We start from the raw sequence: 19,202 nt of genomic DNA on the forward strand, positions 1-19,202 counted from the left end.
TTTTATAACGCTAAGAGTTGCTCTACAATACGTGCTGCACTACGGGCCCCATCTTCATGAAAGCCCCAACCCCAATATGCCCCACAAAATGAAGTCCGATTTTGCCCATTAATTTCGTGCCAACGAGATTGAGCTTGAATCGCTTTTGCATCAAATACAGGATGACGATATTTACGCTCAACCAAGACGTCTTCAGCTTTAATTTTCATATTCGGGTTTAAAGTACAAAAAATCTGAGTTTTGCAGGATAAGTTCTGCAAATTATTCATCCAGTAGGTAAAACCATAATGTATGTCGTACTCATCGTTTTGAGCTTGTGATATTGGCGTTACATGTACATGCCAACTTGCCCACTGCAAACGGCTTTTAGGCATAATGGAAAGATCACGGTGAACCACCATTCGATTATCTTGATAACCAAATTGGCTTAATATTTCCCGTTCAGGTTCTGACGCATCTTTAATTAAACTTAGGCTATCGTCAGCATGGCTGGCAAAAATTACCCAGTCATATTGTGCTCGCCCTTCTGAAGTTTCGATCCACACTATTTCTGGTGAACGGCTCACAGCTTTTACTTCTGCAAATTTCCATTCAATGGATGGGCAATTCTTTTGAATAGCACGGATATAACTTGCCGAGCCGTTTTTAACTGTTTGCCATTGTGGCCGCTCTTTTAGCTGTAACATGCGGTGATGTTGAAAAAAACTCACCACAAATCGATATGGAATTTGGCCTACCTGCTCAACGGGAGCCGACCATAATGCGCCGCACATCGGATAAAGATGCTCATAACGGAACTCATGACTATATTTATGGAGGTCTAAATATTCTTCAATCGATAAATTAGGATCAATATCTGCCACGTCTATATCTTTATTGTCATCATAAAAACGCAGCAAATCTGAGAGCATTTGCAGAAATTTACGGTTTAAAAAGTTCTGTGGACGCGCAAACAGCGACCACTTTTTTGAAGGGTTATATTGAAGCCCACTCACCAAATTATTTACCGAAAAACTCATATCGCTACTTTGAGTTTCGACGCCTAATTTTTTAAGCATGTCGGTAAATAACGGATAGTTGTAGTCATTAAACACGATAAAACCACTATCTACCGCGACTTTAGCACCTTCTATCTCTAGCTCGTGAGTGTCAGTATGACCACCAAAATAGTTATTTTTTTCATATACCGTAACTTGATGCTGTTTTGACAATTTCCAAGCAGCATAAAGCCCCGATATACCCGAACCAATAATGGCAATCTTCATAACACTTCCCCATTTTCAATTTTTTCTATCGGTAGATCTTTAATTTTTTTATATTGGTAAACTTTATTCGGTACGGGTTTTAACCCCCATACCAAACCAAATAAAGACATGACTTTGAGAATATAAAAGGTGATATCAATCTGCCACCAATGAAAACCTTGTCGCACACTACCCGCATAAAAATGATGGTTGTTGTGCCATCCTTCACCCAAGGTAATTAAAGAGAGAAAGAAATTATTACGGCTATCATCTGGAGTATTAAACTCTCGTGAGCCATAACGATGAGCAAGTGAGTTAATACACAAGGTGGCATGAATTAAAAGAACAGTAGAAATCACAAATCCCCATACTAAAAGCTGTAAACCATTGGTCCCCAATTCAGGGAAATGCTGCGCAAGCCATGAACCAAAACCATAAATTGCCAAAGCTGTCAAAATCACAATAGGCAAGCTAAATCGGTCGAGCCAAATCAGTTCTGGGTATTTCAACCAGTCTTTAATGACTTTTTTTCGAGTGGCAAAATTTTGTTCATTTAAAAACCAGCCCACATGGGAGTACCAAAACCCTGCTTTCGCTGAATGCGGGTCCTGTTCGGTGTCGGTAAAGTGATGGTGATAACGGTGGTGTGCTGCCCACCATAACGGTCCGCGCTGTGCACTCATGGTTCCAATCAGAATGAAAATGAATTGAACAATACGTGATGTTTGAAAAGTTTTATGCGAAAGATAACGATGGAAAAAAGCAGTAATTGCGAACATGCGAAGAAAATAAAAACCAAGCATGAAGACCACAGCGAACCAAGACACCCCCACCCAAAAAGCGGCTAAACAAGCGATATGCAATAAAATAAAAGGTATGATTCTTAACCATTGAATTTTCTTTTCAATGATATATTCACCCGAACTAGTAAGCTGCGCATTTTCTGAATCTGACCAGCTATCGATCCAGCGTAGAAAAAATTTAGACATTGATTCTTCCTGATCTAAAGCATTTCTTTATTTATTAATTTAGAAAATGCGCAATGAATTTTATGTGAAGATCACAAGATTATGAGCTAAATCTAAAAACTAACATAATCAGCAACTTCATTAGTTCGTTTGTTTTGTTTTAATGAGTTTGGACACATCATAGCCATAATATTTTGCTGTTTGCAAATAGGAGTTATATGTCGCCTGATCAATTTGAGGACTACGAGAAAGAATCCATAAATAGTCTGTACTTGGTCCGCCCACTAAAGCGACTTGATAATCTGGATCAACTCTTAACACCCAATAGTCACCTTTGGTAAAAGGAATCCATCGGAGGCCTGAAGGCAAAAAGCTTACTTCTAATTTACTGTTACCTTCATTTTGCGGATAAGCTACACCTTCAGATGAAATCACTTCGCCTTTTTTAGTCGTACAACTATTTAAAACGCCCACGGTTTTATCTGCGTTAATCGAATAGGTTGCTGTTGTATTGGCTATACAATTACGCTGAAAAAACATAGGCAAATGTGCAATTTCATACCACTTACCTGCGTATTGATTAATATCGATAGAATCAACAGCCACTGGGTTAGTCGTTAGACCTGCATAAGTACTCAAAGAGGCTGCTAGACTAACTACGGCCAGACCACTGCTCATCACCAGTGATTTAAATAATAATTTCATCATTACCCTCTTCTATTTATTTCATATGTTTAAACATACGCCAGAGGGTTGTGAACAAAGTGTGAATTTTAAAAATTAAGAAGTACTTTTAAATCGTTAATTTAGAGTCTTTGATGTATTTAAAACTGGAAAATCAAGCTCAAAACACACGCCTTCAACTGTGTTATAAACGCGGTAAAGGCCCTCATGTAAATCCATAATTGAAGCGACAATCGATAAACCTAATCCACCTGTCTGACTCTCATCAGTTCGGCTTGAGTGGCATTGGTAGAATCTTTCAAAAAGATGCTCAAGTTGATGTTCAGCAATTGAAACACCTCCCGTTACCACAGTCAGGCTCACCCATTGCCTATGTTCAATCATTTGATTTTTAGTTGCGATATAAATAGTCCGCCCTTTACCACCATGAACCAGCGCATTTAACACAAGGTTATAAACGGCTCTTTGAAATAGCTCTGGATCTGCAAATAACTTTTGAGCTTCTAAATTAAAACTAAAATGACAATCTTGTTCTTCAGCTTGATATTCAAAAATCTGGCATAACCCTTCTAAAACGTCTTGTATATTTACTTCTTGTTTGTTTACAAGAACCATTTTCTGATCGGCTCTTGCCAAGAAAAGCATGCTATCAATCATGCGTTTTAATCTGTGGTAGTCGTCTAAATGAGACACTAGCAAATCTTCATATTGTTCAACCGAACGTTCGCCAGTTAAAGCAATCTCGGTTTGCCCAATCAGATTATTTAAAGGCGTGCGGAACTCATGAGCGATATCTTCAGAAAAACGGTTGAGCTGCGTATAGCCCTTTTCGATACGCTCAAGCATATGGTTTATATCTTTAGAAAGCAGCTCAACTTCTAAAAGTGAATTTGGGAGGTTTAATCGTTTCTGTAGCTGATTTACGTTAATAGAATGAGTTTGCTTGCGAAGCTGTTGTAGCGACCGTAAACCTAAATGACACACTAAAATGCAAAGCACAAAGATTGCAAACACGCCCCCGACCACATACATCAAAAGAGTTTCTTGAAAAGGTAAAAGAATATTGATGCGTTCCGACCATTGTTTACCTGCAATCAGTAGATAAGGCTCCTGATTAATGGTTATGGTTTTCCATGCAATTCGCGTTGGATATGAGTTGTTAGCTAAGTCCTGAAATTGAAGATTTGTTCGCTCTACAAGCCGAGGTAACTGAATATGGAGTGGATTGATATTAATTAAAGTTTTGTCTTTATGAATGAGCAGAAACAAGTTGTCTTGGTTGCCGAGCATGTTTTGATACAGCTTAGGCCGCGCAATGATTTGCTCTACATTTTCGCTATCTTGCAGCAAAATTTCCAAACGGTTAATTCTGTCTGCTAAAGCTTTATCTTGCTGCTTTAATAAAATCTGGTTAATGCCTAAATAGGTCATAAAGCCGACGGAACATAAAATTAAGGCAGAACAAAGCGTGACCAATAATGTAATACGGACTTCAAGCGAACGTAGAAATTTAAAGTTCATAAGCTAACCGATATTTTATAGCCCAAGCCACGTATGGTATGAATGAGTTTTAACTCATAGCCTTCATCAATTTTGCTTCGTAAACGGCGTACAGCGACATCAATAAAGTTGGTATCGGTGTCAAAGTTAATATTCCAAACTTCGGAACCAATTTGTCTGCGCGTCACAATTTGCTCTTTGTTAAGTAACAGATAACGCAACAAATTAAATTCGGTTTTACTGAGCTCAATTAAGTTTCCATTACGCCATACTTTATGGTTGACCACATCCATTTTTAAATCACTAATAGCTAGCTCGTTTTCTTGCAGATATTGCTGTCGTCTTAACAAACTTTTAATGCGTGCCAACAGTTCAATATAGGAAAAAGGTTTAGCCAAGTAATCATCTGCGCCCAACTCCAAACCTTTGACTCTATCCATGACCTGATCTTTTGCCGTTAAGAAAATCACCGGAATTTTTGAAAACTGGCGTAGTACTTGTAATACACTCCAGCCGTCTATGTCCGGCAACATCACATCAAGAATAAGTAAGTCATATTGATCTCTCTTTAGCATTTCCAAACCTTGAAGCCCTAAGTGAACACACTCCGCTTGATATCCAGACTCTTTTAATCCTTTAACCAAATAAGTGGCGATTTTGATTTCGTCTTCAATAATAAGGATACGCATTTTGTAGAGACTCATTTGAAAGATGACAACTTTGTAATGTGATTGTCATGCTTGAAATTAGGCAATTTGTTTAAGATTTTCAAAGCGACATAGAGGCAATCATTATGAACAAAATAAACTGGCTGCTACTCACAACAGTGCTATTTGCAAATAGTACTTTTGCACAGCCCCCTGCTTTGAATCAAGTTTATTCGTTAGATCTTAAAACTGCCCATCTGCTAGCCGACAGTGCTAAACAGGCATGTAAACAACTAAATCAAAATATTGCGGTCGTTGTTGTAGATCGTGGCGGTAATCCATTAACTGCCGAGCGGCATGAGTTGGTAGGCCCGCATAATTTAATGGCTGCCGAGAAAAAAGCCTATACCGCTTTATCTACCAAAACATCGACCTTAGTTTTAAGCCAAAACAGTAACCAAAACCCCGATGCAAAAAATCTAACCACCGTAGCGAATTTACTTTTGTTAGGTGGTGGCGTACCTGTTCGTTTTGAGAACCAAGTGATCGGCGCGATTGGAGTTGCGGGTGCTGGCGGTGCACAAAATGACAATCAATGCGCAAGCAAAGCCATTGAAACCGTTTTTAACTCATAAGGAGCTTCATCATGACTAAATCATTCATTGCTTTATCTTCTTTATTTATAGCTTCCGCTACATTTGCACAAACTAACCCGCTAAGTGTGCACGTGTTAAATCTAGAAACGGGTTTACCCTCTTCTCAAGTTGAAGTGGTTTTAGAAAAAAACACCAATAACCAGTGGGTTAAACTCAACCAGCAAGTGACCGATTCAAATGGTCGTATTACAGCACTCTATCCAGAAAATAAAAAACTAGAGCAAGGCATTTATAAAGTGACCTTTAAAACTGAGGACTGGTTCAAAAAGAACAAACAGCAAGCTTTTTTTGCCGAAGTACCTGTCATTTTTAAAGTGGATGGAAGCGTAAATCACTACCATATTCCTTTATTACTTAGCCCTTACGGTTACTCAACCTATCGAGGCAACTAAAATAGAAAACCCCTTTATCTGTTGTACACAAATAAAGGGGTTGGTTAAAAGCGATTCGTTTTACGAACAAACACCATTGCTAATAACTGATTTTTTATTCGAATCGAGTGCAACAATTGAAGCGGACACTGTGTTAATAATTTGAGTCATCGCTTCACTTGAAGCATTCACAATCGCATCCATTTTCTTAGCTTTCTGATCAATTGGCTGCTTAAAAGCAATTCGACAATTCAGTTGAGATCCAGCATTGGTAATAACTTTTGCATTATTTGACTCTAATTGAGTCGGCGGTATTTGACGCTTCACCACCCAAGACACCGCAATATTGATATCACTCTTATCTACAATATCGAAATGAGAAAAGTCTGTAGAAACTCGATATAAAGGCTGATTATTTCCAGCCAGCCCGCTGCTATAACTGTCAATTGCCCCTAATTTCTGTTGCAAACCCGCAGATAAGGTATCGCGTAATTGCGTACTCATGGTTGATGTCCAACGCTCATTATCAAGTACAGTCGACTTACCATTACTGTCTTGCAGCACCAAAGGCGCACGGTCTAAACGGTCTGGTAATCCAACCGGTAAAACTTCAATGACTCGAATACTGGAGCTAACTGCTGGAGTAATTTTAGGGCTAATCGTATAGTAATTTGGCGTTGGCGAACTAGAACAGGCTGTCATGGCAACTGCTGTTAAAAGTACCCCACTCCCAAGCAACCATTTGGCTGCTTTAGAGTGCTGAAATAATTGGTTCTTTTTATTTTTCATCGTTGGCCTCTGGTCTCTTACCACGAATAATAGATTCAGGATGTTGCTCAATATAATCTGACATGAGTTGTAAAGAAGCAGCCGCACGGGTCATTTGTTGCAGTGCCTTACGGACGTCCTGTTGCAACGGCGCATCGCTCGACAAAATAGACTCAGATGATCTTACAGTTTTACGAACATCATCTAAGGTTGCTTGTAAACCAGGTGCGACTTTACCGTCTAACTGTTTAACCAGCTTGTCTGTAGACTCAATGGCAGTGTTCATATTGTTAAGCGTTTTACGCACATCTTGCCCAATTTCAACTAGTGGGAATTTGGTTAACTTGTCAGCAATTTGAGAAACCTGTGCCTGTAAGCCACTTAACTCTGTTGGCGTAGTTGGAATCACTACACGGCCATCTTTCAAGACTTGTAAACTTGCCGGTTTCGCTTTAGGGAACTTATCTAAAGCAATATAGTTTTGACCCGTTAAGAGGTTGCCCGTTCTCATTTGTGCACGCCATCCATGCTCAACAAAATCTTTGAAGATAGTGCTGTTTGGATTGAGTGCTAAGCCATTTTCAACACGTGACGGATAAATAACCGCCTCAACACGCATACGAATCTGTTTATAGTTGTTATAAAACTCTGCATTAATTGATTTAATATTACCAATTTCAATGCCCATGAAGTCGATTGGCGCACCAGCTGCTAAGCCACGTAATGAATGATCAAAATACATAATTACGCCACGAGGCTGCCCATCTGGTTCTTTTAGAGCTTCAGATTTTGAATCCCAAAGCGTAAAACTGCTCTTATTGGCGGCTGTAGTCGCATTTGAATTTTCAGGGAAACCAAACGCAATACCACCTGCAACAATACTCGCAAGCGATTGAGTATCTAAATTAAAGCCTGAAGCATTCAAACTTACATCAATACCACTTGCTTGCCAAAAGCGTGCGTCTGTAGTCACAAACTTATCATACGGTGCACGAATAAAAGTCTGAAGCTGCACACTTTTACCATCGTCAGCTAGCTTATAAGCAGTAATTTGTCCAACGTTAATTCGGCGATAATAAATCGGTGAACCGATGTCCAAAGATCCCAAGTCATCGGCTGTTAAGAAAAACTCTTTACCCGGTACATCGGAAGTAATCACTGGCGGTATTTCTAGACCCGTAAATTCAAGTTTTTTCTCGGGTGACTTCCCGCCATCTACTTCAATATATGAACCTGACAATAAGGTGTCTATGCCTGAAACGCCACCTGTCCCAATACGCGGTCGTACTACCCAAAAACGTGAATCTTGCGCGGCAAAGTTGCTTGCATTTTTACGCAAATCAATACGCGCAATAATATGTGATCGGTCATCGGCTAGATCAATTTGCCGTACAACACCAATATCAACCTGCTTATAGCGCACAGTTGTTTTACCTGCAACTAAGCCTTCTGCTGTGCGAAAAGACACCTCAATGGTTGGTCCATTAGACAGCAGCGCCTTCACAGCCAGTGAAAGTGCAATTAAAAGTGCAACCAATGGAACTATCCAAATTAATAGAGGTTTCCACCGATTTTTCTTTTCTTGCGGTTCGGGTAAATCATTCATGTTTTCCAGTTCAACATCTGTCTCATGATGATCTGAGGTATCGCCGGTTGTTTTGTTTTCAGACATACTCATTGTTCTTTTATTGACTGGGATTAATAGAATCATTATTCAACGGCGAGTGTTCGTCTTGAATAACTGTGGTTTTTTCCGTAGAAAAACGGTTGGGCTTGTTGGTATTTTGAGATGCATAAAAATTATCCCAAATAATACGCGGGTCAAAACTTAAAGATGCAAACATGGTTAAAACCACAACTGCGCCGAAAGCAATAGAACCCGGTCCTGCTAAAATAGTCGCAAGCGATTGAATCTGAATAAGCGCAGTTAATAAAGCCACCACAAACACGTCAATCATGGACCAACGCCCGACAAACTCAACGATACGGTACAGTTTGATACATTGCTCTGGGGTAAATTTCCATGCGACTGATGACTGTATATATACAACCAATAACAGGAAATACAAAATAAATAGCTTAAGCATCGGAATAAAAATACTGGCCATAAAAATGACCACCGACACTAAATAGTCTCCATTTTGCCAAAAGTAAATCACCCCGCTCATAATGGTATCTTGCTGGCTACCTAAAAGTGAGTCGGTTATCGTCATGGGCAGCACGTTTGCCGGTATATACAAAATAGTTGCAGCCACCACCAGCGCAAAGGTACGGTTTAAACTTCCCGGCTTACGCTCATGCAATACACTATGGCATCTCACACAGCGTAAAACTTGATGTTTTTTACCGGCGTCTGTTTTGTCTAGTTTTGATGAGTTTAATAAACCACAGCAGTGACACAATATAAGCGAAAGATCTTTGGCCCTTGGATACTGCTTTAGAACCATATCAGTGTTTTCATTTTTCGGTGCAGTCACGTTTTTTATCTTTTTCATAACGGTGACCTATCAATTTCATTCCATATGTCACTGACCTTTATGGATGTAATATAAACCATCAATAGGCTTAAGACTGCAAATGCCCATAAGGCAATTTCCGGAATAACGAGCACCATACCCATTAACTTTACAAGGGTGACCAAAATTCCAATCAGGAATACCTCAACCATTCCCCACCCTCTCATAAAGTACAGTGTTCGGAGGGCGCCAACTAAAAATTTTGGTCGTCTTTTAAATATACTGACTGTACCAAGGACATAAGCCATTAATAACAAATATGAAAGCGGCACTATAAATGTAGTGATTAAAATGAGGACACCGACAAAAGCCCGATCATAATGAAACATGACCCAGACAGCGCCCAATAAAGTGGTTTCGGATATGTTACCTTGCAGCTCAATTTTTACAATCGGAAAGCTATTGGCAATAACAAATACAATTAAGGCCGTTAAAATTAGGGCTAACAACGTAGTAAACGGTTTGGTATGCCGATAAAGCTCCGCACCACAGCAGACACAATAAGCTCTTTTTCCGTAAGCAAGCGGGACTCTACGATAGACGGTATCGCACTCCTCACAACCTGCTAATTCTTTAAGCTTCATAGTTATACTCTAAGGTTTATCTTTTTACTGTGTCACATATCGCTCTTTTTATTACTAAGATAAATTAAAATATAAATCAATCTAAAAGCTATATCAGACAATGGAAATTTTAGAATAAAAATTACCGTAGGTGCTGTTCAATATATTGTTGAAACTGCTGAATAATATGTACAGATTGTGTGGTGGAATTGAAATAGAGACTAAAATTTAACAGAATTACACTTATAAGTAAGCAGCATATGACAGCACAACGAGCAGATCTTTATTTGAAATCCCAAAATGAGGCTCTAGCAGCCTCATTTTTTACGACCTATCTATTCATTCTTCATCTAGGTTTTACAAATAGTCACTCCACCATCGACCAGTACAGCACTCCCTGTAATAAAGCTTGCATCATCACTCACTAAAAAGAGCGCCGCTTTGGCAATTTCATCAGGTTCAGCTAAACGTTTCATGGCATGTATGCTTTTTATAAACTCTAAAACTTCTGAAGAAGGTGCCGCTTCTTGTCCCATTGAAGTATTTGTTCCACCGGGTAAAAGCGCATTTACTCGAATGCCTGACGTCGCATATTCTGCTGCCATCACTTTGGTTAAACCAATGAGTCCCGCTTTACTTGCAGCATAAGCCGCCATTTGAGGGAACCCGATATGATGACCAACAAAAGATGATGTAAAGAGTATTGAGCCATATCCCTGCTTTAACATGACTTTAAGCTGTTCTCTGGCCGACTGAAACGCACTTGTTAAATTATTCTGAAGAACATACTTCCAATTTTCATCGGTTGTGTCGTGAGTAAGTTGATACTCGCCCAATAGCCCTGCGTTATTAAATGCAATATCTAACCGTCCATAATATTGCAGGGTCGTATCAATCGCTTTTTGCATGGTTGTGGGATTGTTAAGATCACCTGCGATAAAATGCGCAACGACTCCGTCTCGATTCAAACTATTACAAAGCTCATTTAAAACACTCTCACGGCGTGCAACAAGAATAACTTTCGCGCCTTCCGCTACAAATAAAGACGCAGCACTTAAACCTATACCTGAACTTGCACCCGTAATAATAGCCACTTTGTCTTTTAATCTGGTCATACTCACAATTCCATCTTTATTAAATTGATGGATATATTCTGAATAACCCGAAGAAAAGAGACTCTCTGATTCTTGCTGTTTTGAAAAATTAACTCTATAAAAACAGCCTACTAAAACAATTTTAGTTCCGTGCCAGTTCTGCTTCTTTCTCTAACAATGCGCGTTTACGTTCAACACCCCAACGATACCCCGAAATAAAACCATCATTTCGAACGACACGATGACATGGAATAGCAACAGCTAACATATTTGCAGCACATGCTCCTGCAACAGCCCGAACCGCTTTAGGTGAACCTATTTTTTGGGCTATATCGGAATAACTGGCTGTCTGCCCCGCAGGAATTTCTTTCAAGGCTTGCCATACTCTTTGTTGAAATGCAGTTCCCTGAATATCTAGTGGTAAATCTAATCCGATTTGCGGCGCTTCAATAAACCCAACAATGTGTGCAATCAGTTGCTCAAACTCATCATCACACCCAATCAAATCAGCTTCTGGAAATTTATCTTGTAAATCTTTTAAAAGCTTTTCAGGGTCATCGCCTAATAAAATTGCACAAATTCCTTTCTGGCTTTGGGCAACTAAAATGTCTCCTAAAGAGCACTCACCTATGGCGAAAAAAATACGTACCCCCTTACCACCAGATTTCCACTCTTTCGCTGTCATACCCAATAGTGAATTTGAATTTTCATAGAACTGACTATTTGAATTAAAGCCCGCATTAAATATTGCGTCAGTCACACTGATATTTTCATCTAGGTTTTCTCTTAGCTTTTTACTTTTATGGGCATCGGCATAGCCTTTAGGTGTTAAGCCAGTAATTTGCTTAAAAACTCGGTGAAAATGGTATGCGCTCATTCCCACATGATCTGCCACGTCCGATAAAGACAAGTTTTCTTCATGTAGTTCGATGTATCTACAAGCTTTCTCGATTTTGTCTACAAGCTTTTGATCGTGTGCATTCGAGAGTCTATTTTGTATTTTTTGGCTTGCTCGATAACCATTTTTCTCGGCTTGCGCGGCACTCTCAAAGAACACTACATTTTCTTTTTTAGGCAGCCTTTTTGTACTTGATGGCAGGCAGTACATACCGGAGGTTTTCACGCCATAAACAAAATATGCATCAGCTTCTGTATTTCGATCTACAATTGCTTGCCATCTATCTTCGTCTGTTATCCACTGATTTTTCATTTTGCTCACCTCAATTGCAATTTAATCTTTGATGACTCATTTTCGCAACTTTGTTGATAAGCAAAACTCTTGGTATTGCTATTTTAATCTTTTCAACGCAAAAACATTCCAATGCAACTTTACTCCCAGCACACCCAATAAAATTAAACCTGCACCTAAAATTTGAGTACTGGTCAGCACATGATCAAAGAAGAAATAATCAATCACTATGGTCGATATAGGATAAATAAAAGATAAGATCGCAATGTTATTTAAAGGTATTTTCTTAAATGCCGAATACATTAAATAGTAAAGAAATGCCGTATGTAAAACTCCAAGCCCGAGTACAAAGAGCCATTGTTGGCCTATCGGTGGGTTTGCAAAAACCGATATAAACGGAGTCATAACAATGGCTCCACTTAAGGTTTGTATAAGCACAATTAATAACGGCGGTGTGTTAGTTAGTTTTTTAGTCATTAGAACAGATATTGAATACAGTGTAGTAGCAACTAAAACCAGCCCCAAACCGACTAACTGATTAGAGTTCACCGAGGCACTGCCCAAACCTATAATTACGATGAGCCCAATAAAAGCGACTATGGTCCATAGCACATCATTTTTATTTAGCTTTTCATGAAAGACCCAAGCCCCTAAAAATAAAATTACAAACGGGTTTACGTGATAAACAATCGTGGCTAAAGAAATAGAAGTTTTAGGGAAAGCCGCAAACAGCAGAACCCAGTTAAAAATAATAAGTAAGCCCGAAGTCACCATTAAAAATAGTTCTTTTTTGCAAAAGTATACTTTCTTAAAGTGGCCATAGAATAAACAGATGGGTATTAAGCATAGTGCTGATATAAGGCAGCGAAAAAATACAATGTTAATTGGTGATTGACCTGATTTAATCACAAATAAACCAATACTCCCTGAAAGCAGCATAGCTACAACCATTTCAAGTGTGCCGACTTTTCTTTTTAACTTGTGATCGTCCACAACTTTCTCCAATACCTTTATATCGTTAATTAATTGACTTATTTATATTTATCTAGTCGACCAGAGTTTCTTAAAATATGCCTTTGAATCTCAATAGAAATAAAAACCCAGTCTATTTGAATAAACTAGGTTTTTAACAACTTAAGCCCAAAAGTCTAATTCCTTGTAAAACATACTGAATTGAGTGTTGTAACTAATGTTCATACACTCTTATTTTTCTAAACCAATTTGCTTCATGAATGCTTGGTTATCCCAAAATAAATATTCTTCGTCCATCGTGCCATTCTTCCAATGACCTACCGTCACCATTTTAAATTTAAATGCTTTACCCGTAGGTGGAATAGTTTTGCCGTTACCAATTGGCATAGGTTGACTAAAATTACCTTCTATCTCACCAATAACACTTGTCCACTCTCCAGAAGCAATGCGTATAGGGTGTGTTTTGATTTTGGTATTAGGGGCAAAAACGAACATTTTTTTTAGTTCAACGATATGATCTGGAATTCCAACCGTTGTACTTCCATCTGGGTAATGCACGCGAATATTAGCAGCATGGCTTTCTTTCAAACGATCCCATTTTTGATTGCTATAAACATCAAAATCTAAGGTATCAAATTTAATGAGATGTTCCTTACCAATACGTTCTGCTTCTCTATATTGAGCTAGCTCTTTTGAATCTTTTTTTGACAATACCGAATCAGCTTGACTGGCAGTAGTACCCAATGTCATGACTAGGCCTAAAGCAATATGTGTAAATACACCTAATTTTTTCATCATATATTTTCCTGGCAGCAATTTGAGTGGGTTTGTAGTTAAACAATTTTCACACTCTTTTAATTATCAATTTATTATTTACAAGCTTTACCAAACCTATTTATTAATGAATGGATAGCTTTTTAGAGTATGCTTGGGATGATTTATGCAGTCAAATACATAAAAACTTGTATGCCACCTAAAGAGTGAAATGAAAAAATAATTTAATGATTAAAAGCTTTTATCAAATAATTCAATTATATAATTGCTTTTTATTTAAGCTTATTTTTTAGATTAAAATAAAACTATTATGAACTTAAAGTAAAAAAAACCACTAAAAATAAAGCCTTCCACTCTACTTTATTCAATATATTTTAAGTATTAATTAAAAATCAAATATCTAACCATTTTACAAATGTACTGTAAAAAGGATATATGAGGTTATACCCTTTTCAATCTGAAAGGAGCTATGAATGATGTCTAAGTATATGTACTAAATGCTTATAATCCTTGCTACAAGCTTCTTCTATAACTTTATTAATGTCACTTTTAGACCAATTCTGTTTGGACGCAGCAAAAATAAAGACTGCTAATAAAACAAACTGATGTTCTCCAAAGCGAAAATAAACATTATTAACCTTTTTCGATGGTTTAAATAAATTCATAGCGGTGTTACATACATCATTCAAGGTTAATAAAATCAAATAATTTAATTATTTATTATATAGTTAATGCAAAATTCAGTATAAAACATATTATCTATGAAATTTTTTAATTAAAATTTAAGCATCTTTATATTTATAATTAAAAATCAATAAGTTAATTGCAATTAATTAGATAAACTTTATAAGAGTGAATTTTATTTAATATTTTTAATATATCAACAAAGTTAATTAATTCTTTATTTAATACTTAGTTTCAATATCTTGAGTAAAATATGGGCATGAGTTGGTAAACAGATCAACTTTGCTGTCATAGCTTGATGAAGAAAAATTGCCCATCTATACATTTTAAAATAACTGATAATTCAGAGATGCATATAAAAATGGAGGTACATCGAACGAGGTTACGAATGATGCCAAATACTCTAAATTTTGATCAATCTTATTAAATTAAACATTACATTTGTATAAATTAGATCATAATTCAACACATGCCATTAAATACATACAGTTCTGTCTGCTTTTTTGTTTAAATTTCATCCATTGCGACTAGTCTAACCGCCCTTCTATAAACTAAAATAACAAACCTAACACTTCCACAAATTGCAATAAACCCTTATGAATGCACAAGTAAAATTAAAAAAACCATCAAAACGAGAAATCATTCTAAGCACTGCAACTCAGCTCTTTATTCAGGAAAGTTATATCGCTGTCGGTATCGACCGTATTATTGCTGAATCGGATATCGCCAAAGCGACTTTTTATAAACATTTTCCATCTAAAGAAGAACTGGTGGTGGCTTGCTTAAAGCAGTTAAAACTCGATATTCAGACTGCTGTAGAAGAGCATATCTCGACACAATCAGTTCCTTTAGAAAAATTAGAACAACTGTACATGTGGTATATCAATTGGGTAAATCAAAATGGTGCCAGAGGGTGTCCATTTCATAAAGCACGTATGGATGTAGGAAGCTTATACCCGTCTATTCAAGTCGTGCTAGATGAATATCGGAATTGGTTATTTGACACCACTACTTCTATTGTTAAGGAATTAGAAATAAAGGACCCTATAACGCTAACTCACCTATTTCTCTCTCTTCTAGATGGCTTAATTAACGGTTCGGTTTGCGAAGATAATCCAATTGAACCAGAGAAAACATGGAACTATATCAATACATTAATTGAGCTAGAGACCATCTAAATCAGACACTATATTTTCTAAAGAAACCAATTTATGTTCATCTCGGATAGCTTCTGATTAAAATGAGGCTATCATCTTTTATTTCAATAATTTAGACATACAACATTAAAAGTAATACTTTATGAAAACAGATAATAATTTACTAAATTCATCATTTAAGCAACGTACTCCTATTGGACTTATCATTTGTTATCTCATATTAGGTTTACCAGCCAGTCTGGCCATTGGTAGTTTAATTGCCCAACTTCTGACAATTAATATATCCAACTTTGAAGGGGGGCGTGGTTATGCTTGGATATCGATATGTATAGTTGTATCTCTGCTCTCTTATCTCGTTTGTTTAATTACTCTACCTATTCTTTTAAAAAGATATGCTAAGGCTCTCTCTACTTTTGTGGTCATCTTTGGAATGCTAAGTATCTTTTGCTTAACTTTTTTCTCATCTCTATAAAACAGATAATTATTTTGGGTTTTAAATATCTTTGTTGCTATGACCAAATAGTTTTTAGCTAGATGAATCTAATAGAGGTTCTATTAGATTCATCATAACTTACCAACTTTTTCTGAGAGTCGTATTGTAAAGTCCCAAAGAGTATTCACTTACCTTTACCCATAAAACTGGCATGGTTATAGCCATGCCATATAACTTTTTATATTCCTATCATTTAATTGATTTACCTTAAACATGTAGGTTTAAAAAAACTTTCTATAACGACATCCCTCTCTTCTAAACTGTTCGAGCTTAAGACCTGTAGCAGCAAACCATCTATCAGGTTTACCACTATGTTGGCATCGAATTTTGGTTCATTAATTTCACCACTAAAAATCAGATCAAAAAATTCATGGCGCAGCCACTTTCGATATTCAACCGCCATACGGTAAGCCTGCGGGTGAAGCAGTTTTATTTCAAAAATAGCTTTAAGTAAAAGGTTATACAGGCTGTTTAAATTGGTATGTAAAACAATAATTTTTTTGAGTTTATCTTTTGAAGTGTAATAACGGCTTGAGTAAATGATGGCGAGCACTTCTTCTCTGAGCAAGCTTTTTTGAAAGGCGATGCACATTTCGATCAGGTGTTCTTTCGAGCCAAAATATTTATAAAACGTGGATTTGGTGATGTTGGCTTCTTTAGCAATCAGATCTACGCCTGAGGTGTGAAAGCCACGAGTGGTAAAGAGTTGGATTGCGGTTTGAATAACCTGTAATTTCTTGGAAGATATTTCTAAATTTGGCATAGTTTTACCGTTATAAAATTCTTGTTGTGTCTAAATGAGATAAAAAGCCTGTGCCTGTTTTGGGAGAAAAAAAAGGCACAGCAAAGCCGTAAAGACTGTGCTTGGCACATCTCAAGTTTTATTGTTGATGCAAGTTTTTGAGCCGTAATGACTTAAAGCCTGAGAACCTTAAAGGCCATCAAGCAGTTTAAAGATGATTTAAGTGGTGTCGTTATAGCTTTTGGCAATGAGTGCCAAGAAATTAAGAATGTGCAAAGCCAACTCCTTCTATTGGGAGTTCTGCCAGACATTAAAATTATGGTGGCAGAACGAAAGGGGGTTAGCAGACTGGCCGAAAAAACCCAGCACACCCGAAGGTGTCCCCCTCCCGTTCCGCCGCAGAGGGGGCACGAGGGTTCGTCACTAAAAGATTGCTCTTTTAATGCTTTTCGGAACGGTCTGCTAAAACCGACTGGCAATGTGGCCAGCAGGCAAAGAATAGTGCTCTACCCTATTACAGTCAAGCATACAAAATGACATTTGTTTTAAATTAGAGCATTAAAAAGTAAGGATAAATAATTAAAGTTTATTGTTAAATTGGGGTTTATAAATCTCTTATATAAAGCTCAGTATATATACTTAGTAATAGTTTATTATTTGCTTTAGCTTGAGTCTGAATAATAGATTTTTGATAACAATTTAATTGATTTGTATAAGGATTATGATGAATTTAGATGATATAAAAATTTCCACTCAAAGGCTGAACTTAAAACCATTTACAGCAAATGATGCAGATGAAACATACAACTGTATTACCCCTACACTCACACGCTATTTGGCTTGGGACCCTCAACCAAGACATGAGTTCGATCAAACTTGGAGTAAATGGCTAAAAAACTTTGCTATTGGAACCGAAATTATATTTGTTATTAGACAGGCATCTTCTCAAGTATTTATAGGCCTTGTTGGTCTACATGGTATGCAAACCAGTAACCCAGAGTTAGGCATATGGATACGCGAAGACTATCACTATCATGGCTATGGTAGAGAAGCTGTAACAGCAGTAGCAAACTGGGCAATTGACTTTGTTAAGCCGGAATTATTTGTTTATCCCGTTGCCGAAGACAACTACCCAAGTCGAAAAATTGCTGAATCTTTAGGGGGCAAAGTAGTTTCAAAATTTACTGGTCCCAAATACGAAGTTGTAACCTATGAGATTCCTGTTAGCTTTTGATTCTATAAAAACCATATTAATCAAATGGCTATCAGCTCCATAAAAGATACTACTTGCAAAATAGCAGCTATAGCAATATTTTAGAGTAATTACTCTAAAATAAGATCTAATAATGAAAAATATAGGAATTGGTTCATATCACTGGATGCAAACTACAAATGGTCAGCTCAGCTTCAAAGAAAAAATTAAATTAATTCAAAAAATTATGGTGCCTAGCATCCTGAGTTCTATAAAAATAAATTATTATCGATTTCAAACTGGTAACGATTTTGATATAGGGCAAATTGTAATACCAGATACTCAAATGATTAAAATCGCACTTGAGGAATTAGAATCAAAAGCAAGTATATCTATTTACAATCATTCATGGCGAACATACTTCTGGGGAGCCGCCCTAGGTCATTTACAAAACCGGCAGTTTGACCCTGAGTCACTCTTATTAGCTTCACTTTTTCATGATATTGGTCTAACTGAGCAACATATGCATAGTAAAGGCTGTCAATGTTTTACATATGAGAGCGCTAAACAATTTGAGCGAAAGGCGAAAGAATATAACTTTGATGACAAGAAAAGCGAAGTGATTAAAGATGCTATATGTCTACACATGAATGGATATATAGAGGATTCTGATCCACCTGAAGTTGTTCTATTACAGCAAGGTGCTTCTTGTGATGTAATTAGTGACAACCAATATAAGCTCCCCTTATCTTTTAGAAATGAAATTTTAGAAAAATATCCTAGAAATCAATTTAATAAAGAATTCATTAAACTTATTAATTTAGAGAGAAAAAATGTTCCGAGTTCGCGAACAGGCTTATTATATGACCTTGGATTACCCCTCATGATTAAATCAAATTTATATAAAGAATAATTTTAATAAAACATATTAGTTATAAAACTACTTTCTATCATGACTAGAAATTTCGATTAACAACTGTTTAATATT

The 19,202-nt window shown here is 37.0% G+C and carries 20 protein-coding genes; 6 read left to right on the forward strand and 14 right to left on the reverse strand.

Annotated elements, in window-relative coordinates; all coding sequences use genetic code 11:
- Positions 1-2: 2 nt before the first annotated feature.
- From ACG59Z_RS01635 to ACG59Z_RS01655, 5 genes are all read right to left on the reverse strand, one after another.
- The gene (locus tag ACG59Z_RS01635; RefSeq protein ID WP_400197639.1) at positions 3-1,265 is read right to left on the reverse strand and encodes an NAD(P)/FAD-dependent oxidoreductase; all 1,263 of its coding nucleotides are present in this window, start codon (positions 1,263-1,265) and stop codon (positions 3-5) included.
- Positions 1,262-2,233, reverse strand: a complete 972-nt coding sequence (locus ACG59Z_RS01640; RefSeq protein WP_400197640.1) for an acyl-CoA desaturase — start codon at positions 2,231-2,233, stop codon at positions 1,262-1,264. Before ACG59Z_RS01640 ends, ACG59Z_RS01635 begins: the two co-directional genes overlap by 4 nt.
- Before the next feature lie 120 nt (positions 2,234-2,353).
- Positions 2,354-2,917 carry a lipocalin family protein gene (locus tag ACG59Z_RS01645; RefSeq protein WP_311088048.1) on the reverse strand — a complete coding sequence of 188 codons (564 nt, stop codon included), beginning with the start codon at positions 2,915-2,917 and terminating at the stop codon, positions 2,354-2,356.
- A 96-nt stretch (positions 2,918-3,013) separates the two neighbouring features.
- Positions 3,014-4,417 carry a heavy metal sensor histidine kinase gene (locus ACG59Z_RS01650; protein WP_400197641.1) on the reverse strand — a complete coding sequence of 468 codons (1,404 nt, stop codon included), beginning with the start codon at positions 4,415-4,417 and terminating at the stop codon, positions 3,014-3,016.
- A complete protein-coding gene (locus ACG59Z_RS01655) occupies positions 4,414-5,085 on the reverse strand; it encodes a heavy metal response regulator transcription factor (RefSeq protein ID WP_311069649.1) in 672 nt (223 codons plus the stop codon). The genes ACG59Z_RS01650 and ACG59Z_RS01655 overlap by 4 nt, the downstream gene beginning before the upstream one ends.
- A gap of 104 nt (positions 5,086-5,189) precedes the next feature.
- On the opposite strand from ACG59Z_RS01655, the gene ACG59Z_RS01660 reads away from it, so the two are divergent.
- Both ACG59Z_RS01660 and uraH read left to right on the forward strand, forming a co-directional pair.
- Positions 5,190-5,678, forward strand: coding sequence for a heme-binding protein (locus tag ACG59Z_RS01660; protein ID WP_396478641.1), 489 nt, complete (start codon positions 5,190-5,192; stop codon positions 5,676-5,678).
- Positions 5,679-5,689: 11 nt separating this feature from the next.
- Positions 5,690-6,091, forward strand: coding sequence for a hydroxyisourate hydrolase (gene uraH / locus ACG59Z_RS01665; protein WP_400197644.1), 402 nt, complete (start codon positions 5,690-5,692; stop codon positions 6,089-6,091).
- Positions 6,092-6,151: 60 nt separating this feature from the next.
- On the opposite strand, the gene ACG59Z_RS01670 is transcribed toward uraH, so the two are convergent.
- From ACG59Z_RS01670 to ACG59Z_RS01705, 8 genes are all read right to left on the reverse strand, one after another.
- Positions 6,152-6,859, reverse strand: coding sequence for a membrane integrity-associated transporter subunit PqiC (locus ACG59Z_RS01670; protein WP_400197646.1), 708 nt, complete (start codon positions 6,857-6,859; stop codon positions 6,152-6,154).
- The gene (locus tag ACG59Z_RS01675) at positions 6,849-8,516 is read right to left on the reverse strand and encodes an intermembrane transport protein PqiB (protein ID WP_396463648.1); all 1,668 of its coding nucleotides are present in this window, start codon (positions 8,514-8,516) and stop codon (positions 6,849-6,851) included. The genes ACG59Z_RS01670 and ACG59Z_RS01675 overlap by 11 nt, the downstream gene beginning before the upstream one ends.
- Positions 8,517-8,523: 7 nt before the next feature.
- Positions 8,524-9,333 (reverse strand): paraquat-inducible protein A, encoded by an 810-nt coding sequence (locus tag ACG59Z_RS01680; protein ID WP_400197648.1) that lies wholly within the window; start codon positions 9,331-9,333, stop codon positions 8,524-8,526.
- Positions 9,330-9,938, reverse strand: coding sequence for a paraquat-inducible protein A (locus tag ACG59Z_RS01685; RefSeq protein WP_400197650.1), 609 nt, complete (start codon positions 9,936-9,938; stop codon positions 9,330-9,332). The genes ACG59Z_RS01680 and ACG59Z_RS01685 overlap by 4 nt, the downstream gene beginning before the upstream one ends.
- A gap of 329 nt (positions 9,939-10,267) precedes the next feature.
- Positions 10,268-11,032 carry an SDR family oxidoreductase gene (locus ACG59Z_RS01690; RefSeq protein WP_400197652.1) on the reverse strand — a complete coding sequence of 255 codons (765 nt, stop codon included), beginning with the start codon at positions 11,030-11,032 and terminating at the stop codon, positions 10,268-10,270.
- Between the two features lie 121 nt (positions 11,033-11,153).
- Positions 11,154-12,221, reverse strand: coding sequence for a bifunctional DNA-binding transcriptional regulator/O6-methylguanine-DNA methyltransferase Ada (gene ada / locus ACG59Z_RS01695; protein ID WP_400197654.1), 1,068 nt, complete (start codon positions 12,219-12,221; stop codon positions 11,154-11,156).
- Between the two features lie 78 nt (positions 12,222-12,299).
- Positions 12,300-13,193: a DMT family transporter gene (locus tag ACG59Z_RS01700; protein WP_400197656.1), complete on the reverse strand. Its 894-nt coding sequence runs from the start codon at positions 13,191-13,193 to the stop codon at positions 12,300-12,302.
- 210 nt (positions 13,194-13,403) lie between these two features.
- A complete protein-coding gene (locus ACG59Z_RS01705) occupies positions 13,404-13,970 on the reverse strand; it encodes an ester cyclase (protein WP_400197658.1) in 567 nt (188 codons plus the stop codon).
- A 1,256-nt stretch (positions 13,971-15,226) separates the two neighbouring features.
- On the opposite strand from ACG59Z_RS01705, the gene ACG59Z_RS01710 reads away from it, so the two are divergent.
- Entirely contained in the window at positions 15,227-15,808 is a 582-nt protein-coding gene (locus ACG59Z_RS01710) for a TetR/AcrR family transcriptional regulator (protein ID WP_396478623.1), read from the forward strand.
- A 121-nt stretch (positions 15,809-15,929) separates the two neighbouring features.
- A complete protein-coding gene (locus tag ACG59Z_RS01715; protein ID WP_400197660.1) occupies positions 15,930-16,259 on the forward strand; it encodes a hypothetical protein in 330 nt (109 codons plus the stop codon).
- Positions 16,260-16,482: 223 nt separating this feature from the next.
- On the opposite strand, the gene ACG59Z_RS01720 is transcribed toward ACG59Z_RS01715, so the two are convergent.
- Positions 16,483-17,043, reverse strand: a complete 561-nt coding sequence (locus tag ACG59Z_RS01720; protein ID WP_400197662.1) for a TetR/AcrR family transcriptional regulator — start codon at positions 17,041-17,043, stop codon at positions 16,483-16,485.
- Positions 17,044-17,746: 703 nt separating this feature from the next.
- On the opposite strand from ACG59Z_RS01720, the gene ACG59Z_RS01725 reads away from it, so the two are divergent.
- Both ACG59Z_RS01725 and ACG59Z_RS01730 read left to right on the forward strand, forming a co-directional pair.
- Positions 17,747-18,256 carry a GNAT family N-acetyltransferase gene (locus tag ACG59Z_RS01725; RefSeq protein WP_400198014.1) on the forward strand — a complete coding sequence of 170 codons (510 nt, stop codon included), beginning with the start codon at positions 17,747-17,749 and terminating at the stop codon, positions 18,254-18,256.
- 112 nt (positions 18,257-18,368) lie between these two features.
- Positions 18,369-19,127, forward strand: coding sequence for an HD domain-containing protein (locus ACG59Z_RS01730; RefSeq protein WP_400197663.1), 759 nt, complete (start codon positions 18,369-18,371; stop codon positions 19,125-19,127).
- Positions 19,128-19,202 lie beyond the last annotated feature (75 nt).

Source organism: Acinetobacter sp. ABJ_C1_1, from assembly GCF_044684115.1.
Lineage (GTDB): Bacteria > Pseudomonadota > Gammaproteobacteria > Pseudomonadales > Moraxellaceae > Acinetobacter > Acinetobacter nosocomialis_A.